The following is a 12,465-nucleotide window of genomic DNA, read 5'->3' as shown; positions in this document are numbered from 1 at the left end:
TAATAGAGCGCGCTTCAAGGTTCGCGAGCCGCGGCTCCGTCCTCTTCTCGAAAACACATCGAAAAGGGTTCCGTATGCGTCGTCTCCTGCTGACCACCACCTGCCTGTTCGCGGTAACGACGGGCGCCCAGGCGCAGACCGTGATCGACACCAAGCGGACCGACGCGGTGCGGACCTCGACGATCAAGGCCGGTGCGCCCGACAATATCCGCATCGCCGCCGCCGGTTCGGTGACGCCGACCACCGGCACCGTAGTCACCGTCGACAGCGTCAATTCGGTCGCCAACGAAGGCACGATCCAGATCACCAACGCCGACGGATCGACCGGCATCCTCGCCAACGCAGGCACCGGCGGCGGAATCACTAACGCGGCGACCGGCAAGATCATCATCGACGAAAGCTATGTCGCGACTGACACCGACAAGGACGGCGACCTCGACGGTCCGTTCGCGGCGGGCACCGGACGGACCGGAATCCGCACCGCAGGCGCGTACACCGGCGCGATCGTCAACAGCGGCGCGATCACCGTGAAGGGCAACAACTCCGCCGGCATCTGGCTCGGCGGACCGCTGACCGGCGCCTTCACGCATAACGGCCAGACATCGGTCACCGGCAACGGATCGACCGGCGTGCGGATCGCCGACGTCACCGGCAACGTCCGGCTCGCCGGTACGATCGCGGCGATCGGGCAGGGCGCGGTCGCCGCGCGCGTCGATGGCGACATCGCGGGTGCGCTGGTGGTGCAGGGCGCGCTCGGCTCGACCGGCTATCGCTATGCGACGGCGCCGGCCGATACGACCAAGCTCGACGCCGACGACCTGTTGCAGGGCGGATCCGCGCTGGTCGTCGCGGGCAACGTGTCGGGCGGTATCATCTTCGCGATCCCGCCGAAGGACGCGAGCACGACCGATGCCGACGAGGACAAGGACGGTCTTCCCGACGCCACCGAAGGCTCGGCCGCGATCACCTCCTACGGCGCGGCGCCTGCCGTACAGATCGGCTCGGCCACGCGGACGGTCGCGATCGGTGCGGTGGCGGGGACGGGGACCGGCTACGGCCTGATCGTCGATGGCGGCATCGCGGGCAACGGTGTCTATGGCGGGGTCGAGGGCAACGGCCTGGCGATCGGTGGGCTTGGCGGCGCGGTGACGATCGCGGGCGGGATCGGCATCAACGGCACCGTAGCGGCAACCGCGAACGGCGCGAGTGCGACTGCGTTGAAGCTTGGCGTGGGTGCATCCACGCCCGAGATCCGTAATGCCGGCACGATCTCCGCGGCAGGCGGCGGCACGACCGCATCGCGTTCGACGGCGGTCCTGGTCGACACCGGCGCATCCGTCGCCACGATCCGCAACAGCGGCACGATCAAGGCGACCGCACAGGCCGCCGACGGCACCGCGATCGCCATCCTCGATCGGTCGGGCACCGTCACATTGGTCGAGAACAGCGGCGGGATCGGTGCGTCGGGGGCGCTTGCGACGTCCGAGCGCAACGTCGCGATCGACCTTTCGGCGAACACGACCGGCACGATCGTTCGCCAGACCGCAGTCGCGACCGGCATCGCGGCACCAGCGATCGTCGGCGACGTGCGCTTCGGCAGCGGCAACGACGTGTTCGACGTCGCGGACGGCACCGTCGCCGGTACTGCGCGCTTCGGCACCGGCAACAACCGCCTGGCGCTGTCGGGTGACGCGAATTTCACCGGCGGCGCAGTGTTCGGCGCGGGCAACGACGCGCTCACGCTCGCGGGGACCTCGGTGTTCAGCGGCGCGGCGGACTTTGGCGGCGGTGCCGACACGCTGACGCTCGGCGGCACGTCGCGCTTCTCCGGCACGCTCGCCAATGCCGGCGGCCTTGCGGTCGCGGTCAACGGCGGTACGCTGGACATCACCAAGACGGCATCGATCGCGTCCTTGTCGGTTGGCGGTGGCGGCGTGTTGGCGGTAACGCTCGACAAGACCGGCGGCACCGGCACGATGATCCAGGTCGCCGGCACGGCTGCGTTCGACAAGGATTCGAAGCTCGCATTGAAGCTCACCAGTGTCGTCGATGCGGAGGGCCGCTACACCGTCCTGCGCGCCGGCACGCTGACGGGCGCTGCAAACCTTACCGCGACCACGACGTTGCTCCCGTTCCTCTACAAGGGCAGCATTGCGACCGGGACGGGCAACGACCTCGCGGTGGACGTCGCGCGCAAATCGTCGACCGAACTCGGGCTCAACCGCTCTCAGGCGTCGGCCTATGATGCGATCTACAAGGCGCTCGGCAGCGACGCCAAGATCGGCGGCGCGTTTCTCAATATCACCGACGGCGACGCGTTCCGCGGTTCGGTCCGCCAGATGTTGCCCGACCATGCCGGCGGCACGTTCGAGGCGGTCACGATGGGCTCGCGCGCGACGGCCCGCGTGCTCGCCGACCCGCACGGCCCGTTCAAGGACGAGGGCAAATGGGGCTATTGGGTGACGCAGGTCGCGTGGGGAACGTCGAAGAGCGTCGCGGATACCGCAGGCTACGACATCAGCGGCTGGGGCGTTTCGGCAGGCGCGGAGTACAAGACCGGCGTCGGCAACTTCGGCACCTCGATCGCCTATCTCCACGGACAGGACGCGGACGACGGCACGGACAATGAAGTGAATTCGGACCAGTATGAACTGGCCGGATACTGGCGCGGGCGTTGGGGCAGGCTGCAGGCCAACGCGCGGGCGTCGGGGGCGAAGGTGAAGTTCGACGGTATCCGGCAGTTCACCGGTGCTATCGGCAGCGAGGCGGTTGCCCGGACCGCGAAGGGCGAGTGGGACGGTACGCTCTACGCCGCATCCGGCGGGCTGTCGTATGAGGCAGGCAAGGGCATGCTGATCTTCCGCCCGGTGCTCGCGATCGATTACTACAAGTTGAAGGAAGACGGCTATGGCGAGACCGGCGGCGGCAAGGCGATCGACCTCGTCGTCAGGTCACGCACGAGCGACGAGCTGGCGGTTACGGGCAGCGGCGCGCTCGGGCTGAACTTTGGTGGTCCCGAGTATCAGGACGGCTGGTTCCGCGTCGAAGCCGAGGGCGGGCGCCGGCAGCTCGTTGGTGGCGGGCTCGGCGCGACCACCGCATCGTTCGAGGGCGGCCAGTCGTTCACGCTGACTCCCGACAAGCGCACCAGCGGCTGGGTCGGCAAGCTGCGCGGCGTCGGTGGCAACGGCATCTTCCGCATGGGCGGCGAGTTCAACGCCGAGCAGCAGCAGGGCCGCGTCGCGCTGTCGCTGCGCGCGAGCTTGCAGATCGGGCTCTGAGGCGACAGCTTTTCGGGGGCGGGGATGGCTCGATTCCGCCCCCGGACTGTTGTCCGCGCATAAGCGAGGAGTGAACATATGGCCGACGACCGTCTGAACATCGATACCAAGACTCTCGAGGACAACAGCGACCTGCGTCAGGTCGAGTTCGAGGCCGAGGTGAGCGAAGAGCGCTATCAGTTCGCGGTGCAATATGATGTGCTCGAAGCGCTCAGCACGGTATCGCCCGAGGGCGATGCGGTGGCGATCTTTCGACAGCATGCCGACGAGATCGCCGACCTCGGTGTCGTGGCCCTCGCGCGGGATCCGGATCAGGAGATCGTCGTGATCAGCGAGAACGATCTGGACTAGCGTCGTCTTCGGGACGATCCTCCCCATCGAATCCGGCACTATCGTCCGGACCGGTGGGAGACGGATGATGAAATCGATCTGGATGGGCGCCACGATGGCGGTGGCAATTGCCGGCGGTGCGGTGCCCGCAGGCGCGCAGAAGGCCAGCCCGGCGATAGCCAAGGCGCTGGCCGACCCTGCACGGACGGACCAACAGGGCGACGACGCGCGGCGCAAGGCGGCCGAGGTGCTGGCCTTCTCGGGGGTCCGGTCCGGTAACGTCGTCGTCGATTACCTTCCGGGTGCCGGGTATTGGACGCGGATCTTCTCGGGTGTGGTCGGTCCCAAGGGTCGCGTTTATGCGGTATGGACCGCATCCGGGGCCAAGTACGCCGAGAAGTCGCTACCGGCGTTGCAGGCGCGTGGCCTCGCCAACGTTACTGCGGAGGTACAGACGACCAACCTGCCGACCTCGCCGGTGCCGGTCGACCTGGTCTGGACCGCGCAGAACTACCACGACCTTCCGAACAAGGGCGCGGGCGAACCGGCGTTGCGCGCGTTCGACGGCGCGGTGTTCCGGATGCTCAAGCGCGGCGGCACGTATATCGTCATCGATCACGCCGATGCCGCTGGGACGGGCATGAGCGGCACCGAGACGCGTCACCGGATCGATCCGGCGGCGGTGAAGGCGCAGGTCCAGGCGGCGGGCTTCAAGTTCGTCGGCGAATCTACCGTGCTGCGCAATCCGGCGGACGACCACAGCAAGGCGGTGTTCGACCCGGAGATCCGCGGCAAGACCGACCAGTTCGTCTACAAGTTCAGGAAGCCGTAAGCGGCGCTGTTTGGGTGGTCCGCGCTGGTCGACGTCGCTTTGGATCGTCGACCAGCCGGGAAATACTGGTGCTGCCGGTGAGGATTGAACTCACGACCTCAGCCTTACCAAGGATGCGCTCTACCACTGAGCTACGGCAGCACTCGCTGGCATCGCTGCCGGCGGAGTGGGGCTAAGAGACGAGGGCGGGGCGGTTGTCAAGGCATCGCGGCCCGATATAGGGCGTATTTATGGACGATCGGGATCGGAAGGCGGCGGAGAAGGCCGAGCGCATGGCGGCTGCGCTGCGCGAGAACCTGCGGCGGCGGAAGGCGCAGGCGCGTGCCGTCGGGGCTGCGCCTGCGATCAAGGACGAGCCTTCTAGCTGAGGGGGGCGCATTTGGCGGTGAGCCAGGCGCGATCCTCCGCGTCGGTCATTTCGGGGGTCAGGACCGCCAGCACCTGCGCGTGATAGTCGTCGACCCATTGGCGCTCTGCCGCGGTCAGCAGCGTCGGCTCGATTAGCGTTCGCTCGATCGGGCAGAAGGTGAGCGTCTCGAAGCCGAGCATTGCGCGGTCGGCGCCGGGGATATCGCGCGGTTCGATCAGGATCAGGTTCTCGATGCGGATGCCGTATTCGCCGGCCTTGTAATAGCCGGGCTCGTTGGAGAGCATCATGCCGGCGCGCAACGGCTCCATCGCCGCGCCGCCGGGGTAGTTGGGCGCGGCGATCCGCTGTGGGCCTTCGTGGACCGCGAGATACGCACCGACGCCGTGGCCGGTGCCGTGGCCGAAATCGAGGCCGGCGTCCCAGAGCGGCCGGCGCGCGAACGCGTCGATCTGGCCGCCCATCGTACCGTCGGGGAAGACCGCGGTGGCGATGCCGATATGGCCCTTCAGGACGCGGGTGAAGCGGTCGCGCATCTCTTCGGTCGGTTCGCCGATCGGCATGACGCGGGTGACGTCGGTGGTGCCGTCCGCATATTGGCCGCCGGAGTCGATCAAATAGAGCTGGCCGGGTTCGATCGGCGCGCTCGATTCCTCGGTGACGTGGTAGTGCGGGATCGCGCCGTGTGGGCCGGTGGCGGAGATCGTGTCGAACGAGGTGTCCTTGAGGACGCCGGTCTGTTCGCGGAAGGCGAGCAGCTTGGCGGCGGCGCTGAGTTCGGTTTGCCCCCCCTTCACGCATTCGGTTTCGACCCAGCGCAGGAAGCGCGCGAGCGCGGCGCCGTCGCGGGCGGAGGCGGCGCGGTGGCCGGCGATCTCGACCGGGTTCTTGATGGCCTTGGCGAGGACGACTGGGTCGCGGAGGGGGAGGATCTTCGCGCCGCCTGCCTGGAGTGCTTGCGTGATTGCAGCGACGGCGCGTTCGGGGTCGGCGGCGACGCGTTTGCCGGCATAGGTCGCGAGGGTTGCGGCGAACGCGCTGCGGTCGTGGAGGCGGATGGCGTTGCCGAGATGCTGGCGTACCGCGTCGTCGAGCTTGTCGGGGGCGACGAACAGGTCGGTCGTGCCGTCCGCGCTCACGATCGCGTAGGACAGCGCGACGGGGGTGTGATCGACGTCGCCGCCACGGACGTTGAGTGCCCAGGCGATGGAGTCGAGTGCGGTGAGGACGACCGCGTCGGCGTTCTGCTCGGAGAGCCAGTCGGCAATGCGCGCGCGCTTTTCGGCGGAGGAGGCGCCGGTGAACTGGTCGGGCTGGACGGTGAGCTTGGCGGGCGAGGGGGCGGGGCGGTCGGTCCAGATTGCGTCGATGGGGTTGGTGTCGACCGCTACCAGCGTCGCGCCGCGTTCGGCGAGCGCTATGGTGGCTTCCGCGACCCAAATTCCGGTGTGGAGCCACGGGTCGTAGCCGATACGGCCGCCTTCGGGGGCGTGCCTGGCGAGCCAGGCGGCGGGGCTGGTCTGGGGGACGTCGGCATAGTCCCACTGCGCGCCGTCGACCTGTTCGCGGACCTGGATGGTGTAGCGACCGTCGGTGAAGATCGCGGCGCGATCTGCGAGGACGACCGCGGTGCCGGCCGAGCCGCCGAAGCCGGTGAGCCAAGCGAGGCGCTGTGCGTAGCCGCCGACATATTCGCTCATGTGCTCGTCGGTGAGCGGGATGACGAAACCGTCGAGAGTATCGGCAGTTAGCTGGGCGCGGAGGGCCGCGAGGCGGTCGGCTGAGCGGGCGGTCGGGGTCATCGGTTCGGTCTCTCGTCAAAAGTGAAGTATAGAAAGTGCAGACGCTGGCGAGGTTTCAATACTTGCATCCGGCGGGCGTGGGGGACGGGCGCGACGGCATCAATATGGGCGCGGATCGGGCGGTCACGGTCATGCCGGGGGTTGTGACAGAAAGCAGATGCGTAGGACAGCGGGTGCGGGCGGGGGAGCTTTGTCGGGTTGCTTTCTCGCGAGGCTGACGGACCACACCTGCCACTACCTTGTTCTCCCGCGAAGGCGGGAGCCCAGTCTGGGTCCCCGCCTTCGCGGGGAAACACGTTTGGGTCACGGTCGCTTACACCAATCGTTACCACCCCGGCGGAGGCCGGGGCCCAATTGGGGGGGCGATGGTAACGAGGGATTGCGCGCGGTTACTGCGACCTTTCCAATTGGGCCCCGGCCTTCGCCGGGGTGGTGGGGTGGGATGGTGGGCGGTCTTTATCGATCGCTCGCAAACGCCGCAGCGTTTGGCATCCACACCGGGCGCGGCTAACACCGCTGCATGACCACGCCCCCCATCGCCGAACAGCGCCCGCACAGCTTCACCACGCATGGCGTGACGATCGAGGATCCCTATGCGTGGCTGAAGGATCCGAACTATCCGGAGGTCGATGACGCCGACGTGCTGGCGTATCTCGCCGCCGAGAATGTGTATTTCGAAGAGCAGATGGCGCCGCACAAAGCGCTCACCGATACGATCTACGAAGAGATGAAGGCGCGCATCAAGGAGGACGAATCCTCGGTGCCGCAGAAGGATGGCGATTGGCTCTATTGGACCGCGTACGAGACCGGCGGGCAGTATAAGAAATGGTGGCGCAAGCCCGTTGCGGGGGGTGACGACGAGCTGTTGCTCGACGAGCCGGCGCTGGCGGCGGGGCATGAGTATTTCCGGCTCGGGGCGTTCTCGATCAGCAATGACGGGCGCTATCTCGCTTATGCGATCGACGACAATGGGAGCGAGCGGTTCGAGGTTCGGGTCAAGGACCTGGATACCGGCGAGCATCTGCCCGACGTGATCCCGGGGATGCTCAGCGAGATCGTCTGGACTGCGGACGATGCGGGCTTCCTGTACGGTCTGGCGAACGAGCAGTGGCGGACTGACAATGCGCGGTTCCACCGGTTGGGGACGCCGGTCTCCGAGGACGTCGTGCTGTTCCACGAGGAAGACGAGGGCTTTCGCGTCGGCGTCGGCGAGACGAGTTCGCGCAAGTGGATCGTGATCGCGACCAGCGATCATGTGACGAGCGAGCTGTATCTGCTGCCGGCGCATGAGCCTCTGGCGGTGCCGATCCTCGTTTCGGCGCGGAAAGTCGGCCGCGAATATGACGTGGACGAACATGACGGGACGCTGTTCATCCATACCAACGACGTCGATCCGAACTTCCGGCTGTGTACCGCGCTGGTCGAGGAGCCGGATGCGTGGACCGAACTGATCCCGGCAAGCCCGACGTTCTATATGACGGGCGTGGAGTGCTATCAGGACTTCTTCGTCGTCGATGGGCGCGAGGACGGCTTGGATCAGATCGCGATCCATCGGTACGAGACGCCGACCGAGGGCAAGCGGATCGACTTTCCGGAGGCGAGCTATGTCGCAGGGCTGGGGGACAATCCCGAGTACGACATGACGGTGCTGCGGCTTGGGTATGAGTCGATGGTCACGCCGGGGACGGTGTACGACTATGACGTCGATACCGGTGAGCGGACGATGCTCAAGGTGCAGGAAATCCCGAGCGGGTATGACGCGGCGAAATATGCGACCGAGCGGCTGAAGATCGTTGCGCGGGACGGGACCGAGATTCCGGTTTCGATCGTGTATCCGGCGGGGTTCGTGCGCGATGGGTCCGCGCCTTTGTTCCTCTATGCTTATGGGGCTTATGGCTATGCGATTCCGCCAGGCTTCTCGACTGGGCGGATGAGCCTGCTCGATCGCGGGTTCGCCTATGCGATCGCGCATATCCGCGGCGGCGACGACCTAGGCCAGCAATGGTATCTGGACGGCAAGCTGGAGAAGCGGGCGAACACGTTCAACGATTTCGTCGATGTGGCGAAGGCGCTGGTCGACGCTAAGTGGACGTCCGCGGGCAAGATCGCGATCGCGGGGCGGTCTGCTGGCGGCGAGCTGATGGGGGCGGTGGTCAATTCGGATCCCGAGCTGTGGGGCGCGGTGATCGCGGACGTGCCGTTCGTCGACGTGCTCAACACGATGCTCGACGAGAGCCTGCCGCTGACGCCGGGCGAGTGGCCGGAGTGGGGCAATCCGATCGAGGACGAGGCGGCGTTCGCGCTGATCCGGTCGTATTCGCCGTACGACAACGTGAAGGCGCAGGCTTATCCGCCGATGTTCATCAGCGGCGGGTTGAACGATCCGCGCGTGACCTATTGGGAGCCGGCGAAGTGGGCGGCCAAGCTGCGGTTGATGAAGACCGACGACAATGTGCTGCTGCTCAAGACCAACATGGGCGCCGGGCATGGCGGCAAGTCGGGGCGGTTCGAGTCGTTGCGCGAGGGCGCGGAGGAACACGCGTTCGTGCTGTGGCAGCTGGGCGTCGCGGGGTGAGCCGGTTCACGCTCTCGATCACGGCGCAGGACGCGGATATCGACGAGCTTGGGCATGTGAACAATGCGGTCTGGGTGCAGTGGATCCAGGCGATCGCGACCGCGCATTGGGAGGCTGTGGCGCCGGCCGAGCATAAGCTGGCGTATGTGTGGGTCGTGACGCGGCATGAGATCGATTACCGCGGGAGTGTCGTTTCGGGGAAGACGGTCGTTGGCGAGACGTGGGTCGAGGGCGCGCCGAAGGGGGCTCGGTTCGATCGGCATGTTCGGTTTGTTGGTGACGATGGGCGGGTGAAGCTTGAGGCGGTTACGACCTGGGCTTTGCTGGATCGGGCGACGGGGCGGTTGATGCGGGTGCGCGAGGATGTTGCTGCGCCGTTTTATTCCTAGTCCCTCTCCCCTTCGGGGAGAGGGAGGGAGCGACGCAGGAGCGGAAGGGTGAGGGGCGTGAGGCTCGGGACGTCCATCCCAACGCCCCTCTCCCTTCCCACCGCAAGTGCGGCGGGCCCCTTCCCTCTCCCCGGAGGGGCGAGGGAGTTTTTAGCCGCTGTTTCTTAGGGCGGTGGCGATGGCGTTGATGGATAGGAGGATGCCTTCGCCGATGCGGGGGTCGTCTTCGCCTGCTCGGCGGCGTTTGATCAGCTCGATTTGAAGGAGGTTGAGGGGCTCGATATAGGGGAGGCGGAGGCGGATCGAGGCGTCTAGGGCGGGGTGCTTTTCGAGCAGGCGGGACTGGCCTGTTACTGTGAGAAGCCCGTCGTGGGTCTGGTGCCAGCCGTCGCGGATCGTGGTGAAGATCTCGCGGAGTTTGTCGTCCTCGACTAGCCCGGCATAGCGTTCGGCGATGCCGATGTCGGACTTGGCGAGCACCATCTCCAGATTGGCCAGTGCGGAGGCGAACAGCGGCCAGCCTTGCGCCATGTCCTTCAGCAGCGCCTTGTCCTCGAAATCGGCGATCGCGCGGCCGACCCCGTACCAGCCGGGGAGCATGACGCGCGCCTGCGCCCAGCTGAACACCCAGGGGATCGCGCGGAGGTCTTCGATGCGGTCGGATTTGGTGCGGCTGGCGGGGCGGCTGCCGATCTTGAGGCCGGCGATCTCGGCGATCGGCGTCATCTGGCGGAAGAAGGTGCGGAAGCCTTCGGTACCATAGACCAGGTCGCGGTAGCTGTGGAAGGCGGTGTCGCTGAGCGTGTCCATTGCGGCGGAAAAGCTGGCGTTGTCGGCGTTGGAGAGGCGTTCGGGTTCGAGGCTGGCGAGCAGCGTGGCCGACGCGATCGCCTCGAGATTGGTCATCGCGGCGTCGCGCGTGCCGTATTTGGCGGCGATGACTTCGCCTTGCTCGGTGATGCGGATGCGGCCCTGGACGGTGCCCGAGGGCTGCGCGCGGATCGCGCGGAACGCCGAACCGCCGCCGCGCCCGACTGCGCCGCCGCGGCCGTGGAACAACTGCATGCCGACGCCGGCGGCTGCGAAGACGGGTTTGAGTGCGGTCGAGGCTTTCGAGAGCTGCCAGGTGGAGGTGAGGTAGCCGCCGTCCTTATTGCTGTCCGAATAGCCGATCATCACTTCCTGATGGCCGCGCGCCGTGGAGATCGTCGCGATCTCGGGGAGTGCGAACCAGGCGGTCATGACGGCGGGGGCGGCTTCGAGATCGCCGATCGTCTCGAACAGCGGGACCGCCATGATCGCTGCGGTCGGGGTTTCACCGGGGCGGTAGAGGCCTACTTCCTTGAGCAGGAGGTTCACTTCGAGCAGGTCGCTGACCGACTGCGCCATCGAGACGATGTAGTTGGTGATGCACGCGGGGCCGTAGGCGGCGTGCGCGTCGGCGGCGGCCTGGACGATCGCGAGTTCGCCGGCGGTTTCTTCGGAATATTCGGCGAAGCGCGAGGTGAGCGGGCGGGCGTTGGCGAGTTCGCGGCGGAGCAGCGCTACGCGGGCGTCTTCGCCGAGCGCGAGGTAATCGTCTTCTACGCCGGCGACTTTCAGCAGTTCGGCGACGACGCGTTCGTGGACGGCGCTGTTCTGGCGGAGATCCAAGGTGGCGAGGTGGAAGCCGAACGTCTCGACCGCGCGGATCAACCGGCCGAGCGCGCCGCCGGTCTTCAGCGCTATGCCGAGGCCGTGCGCGAGCGTGACGAGGTCGGCGCGGAAGTCGGCGGGGTTGGCATAGGGCTCGCCGACGAGACGGCCGGGGCGGGGGGCGTGCTTCCCCGTGAGTGCGTCGTGCGTCGCGGACAGGCGGGCGTAGATGCCGGAGAGTGCGCGGCGATAGGGCTCGTCGCTGCGACTGGCGGCATCGTCGCCGCTGGCGTCGGCGAGCGCCTGCACCGCGGCGTCGGCGGGGGCGTGTTCGGTCGAGATCGAGAGCTCGGCGCCGAGTGCGTGCACTGCGTCGCAGTAGTAGCCGAGCACGGCTTCGCTTGCCTTAGACAGCGCGGTCTTGAGCGACTCGGCGGTGACGTACGGGTTGCCGTCGCGGTCGCCGCCGATCCAGCTGCCGGGGCGCAGGAAACTAGGGGTGCGTTCGCCGAGTGCGCGGTCCCAGCGCTGGTAGAGCGCGGGGAGCGCGGGGAGGAACACGTCGCGCAGGTAGCTGAGCGCGGTGTCGACTTCGTCGGTGACGTAGAGGCGGTCGCGGCGCAGGACGCGGGTTTGCCAGAGCAGCGCGATCTGGCGGAGGATCGCGTCGTCGACGCTGTCGCCATCCGGCGTGGTATCGCGGCCGAGATCGCGCAGGCCCATCAGCTCGGCGATGCGGTTGCGGTGGTCGATCATGCTCTTGCGGCGGACTTCGGTCGGGTGCGCGGTGAGCACGGGGGCGATCAGCGCGTGGTCGAGCAGCGTACGGATCTGCGCTCGGTCGATGCCTTCGGATTCGAGCTGGGCGATCGCGGAGGCGAGGTCGGCGCCGTCTTCCGCGGCGATGCCCTGGCGGTCCTCGGCGAGGTTGGCGAGCATCGAGAACAGCATGAAGCCGCGAACGAAATCGAGCGTTTCGTCGAGGCTGAGCTTTTCAAGGCTGAGATCGACCGCGCGATCGTCGCCGGGCTTGCCTTCGGAGGCATCGCGGTGGCGCTCGACCGACGCCTTGCGGATCGTCTCGGTGGCTTCGAACAGGCGCTCGCCGCCATAGGCGCGGATGACGTCGCCGAGCAGTTTGCCGAGGAAGCGGATGTCGGAATTGTTCGCGATTGCGGGGAGGCTTGCCATGATTCCCTGCTGCGCTGCGGCAGGGATCAGGTCAACAACGAACACCGCGCGACACGGTTAAAT

8 protein-coding genes and 1 tRNA gene are annotated in these 12,465 nt (G+C 67.0%); 6 read left to right on the top strand and 3 right to left on the bottom strand.

What is annotated here, in order from left to right:
* Positions 1–74: 74 nt before the first annotated feature.
* From IFT67_RS08355 to IFT67_RS08345, 3 genes are all read left to right on the top strand, one after another.
* Positions 75–3,281: an autotransporter outer membrane beta-barrel domain-containing protein gene (locus IFT67_RS08355; protein WP_192146155.1), complete on the top strand. Its 3,207-nt coding sequence runs from the start codon at positions 75–77 to the stop codon at positions 3,279–3,281.
* A gap of 78 nt (positions 3,282–3,359) precedes the next feature.
* Positions 3,360–3,632 (top strand): DUF1488 family protein, encoded by a 273-nt coding sequence (locus IFT67_RS08350; RefSeq protein ID WP_107963084.1) that lies wholly within the window; start codon positions 3,360–3,362, stop codon positions 3,630–3,632.
* Positions 3,633–3,699: 67 nt separating this feature from the next.
* The gene (locus IFT67_RS08345; protein WP_192146153.1) at positions 3,700–4,443 is read left to right on the top strand and encodes a class I SAM-dependent methyltransferase; all 744 of its coding nucleotides are present in this window, start codon (positions 3,700–3,702) and stop codon (positions 4,441–4,443) included.
* A 66-nt stretch (positions 4,444–4,509) separates the two neighbouring features.
* Here IFT67_RS08345 and IFT67_RS08340 read toward each other — a convergent pair.
* Positions 4,510–4,584: transfer RNA gene (locus IFT67_RS08340), tRNA-Thr, on the bottom strand.
* Between the two features lie 89 nt (positions 4,585–4,673).
* Here IFT67_RS08340 and IFT67_RS08335 point away from each other — a divergent pair.
* Positions 4,674–4,811, top strand: coding sequence for a hypothetical protein (locus tag IFT67_RS08335; protein WP_168371626.1), 138 nt, complete (start codon positions 4,674–4,676; stop codon positions 4,809–4,811).
* Here the strand turns inward: IFT67_RS08335 and IFT67_RS08330 are convergent.
* Entirely contained in the window at positions 4,804–6,612 is a 1,809-nt protein-coding gene (locus tag IFT67_RS08330) for an aminopeptidase P family protein (RefSeq protein WP_192146151.1), read from the bottom strand. The two genes, IFT67_RS08335 and IFT67_RS08330, sit on opposite strands and share 8 nt — an antisense overlap.
* Before the next feature lie 520 nt (positions 6,613–7,132).
* Between IFT67_RS08330 and IFT67_RS08325 the strand changes: the two genes are divergently transcribed.
* Positions 7,133–9,187 carry a S9 family peptidase gene (locus tag IFT67_RS08325; protein ID WP_192146149.1) on the top strand — a complete coding sequence of 685 codons (2,055 nt, stop codon included), beginning with the start codon at positions 7,133–7,135 and terminating at the stop codon, positions 9,185–9,187.
* Positions 9,184–9,576, top strand: a complete 393-nt coding sequence (locus tag IFT67_RS08320; protein ID WP_192146147.1) for an acyl-ACP thioesterase domain-containing protein — start codon at positions 9,184–9,186, stop codon at positions 9,574–9,576. The genes IFT67_RS08325 and IFT67_RS08320 overlap by 4 nt, the downstream gene beginning before the upstream one ends.
* 150 nt (positions 9,577–9,726) lie before the next feature.
* Here IFT67_RS08320 and ppc read toward each other — a convergent pair whose 3' ends face one another.
* Positions 9,727–12,402 carry a phosphoenolpyruvate carboxylase gene (gene ppc / locus IFT67_RS08315; protein WP_192146144.1) on the bottom strand — a complete coding sequence of 892 codons (2,676 nt, stop codon included), beginning with the start codon at positions 12,400–12,402 and terminating at the stop codon, positions 9,727–9,729.
* Positions 12,403–12,465 lie beyond the last annotated feature (63 nt).

It is taken from the genome of Sphingomonas sp. CFBP 13728, from assembly GCF_014841895.1.
Classification (GTDB): Bacteria; Pseudomonadota; Alphaproteobacteria; order Sphingomonadales; family Sphingomonadaceae; genus Sphingomonas.
Note: the sequence above shows the minus strand (reverse complement) of the source record. Positions and strands in the feature narration are given on the sequence as shown.

Excerpts from the sequence above, each read along its gene's own strand:
- IFT67_RS08335 (WP_168371626.1), top strand. The coding sequence starts at position 4,674 with ATGGACGATCGGGATCGGAAGGCGGCGGAGAAGGCCGAGCGCATGGCG.
- IFT67_RS08355 (WP_192146155.1), top strand. The coding sequence starts at position 75 with ATGCGTCGTCTCCTGCTGACCACCACCTGCCTGTTCGCGGTAACGACG.
- IFT67_RS08345 (WP_192146153.1), top strand. The coding sequence starts at position 3,700 with ATGAAATCGATCTGGATGGGCGCCACGATGGCGGTGGCAATTGCCGGC.
- IFT67_RS08350 (WP_107963084.1), top strand. The coding sequence starts at position 3,360 with ATGGCCGACGACCGTCTGAACATCGATACCAAGACTCTCGAGGACAAC.
- IFT67_RS08325 (WP_192146149.1), top strand. The coding sequence starts at position 7,133 with ATGACCACGCCCCCCATCGCCGAACAGCGCCCGCACAGCTTCACCACG.
- ppc (WP_192146144.1), bottom strand. The coding sequence starts at position 12,402 with ATGGCAAGCCTCCCCGCAATCGCGAACAATTCCGACATCCGCTTCCTC.
- IFT67_RS08330 (WP_192146151.1), bottom strand. The coding sequence starts at position 6,612 with ATGACCCCGACCGCCCGCTCAGCCGACCGCCTCGCGGCCCTCCGCGCC.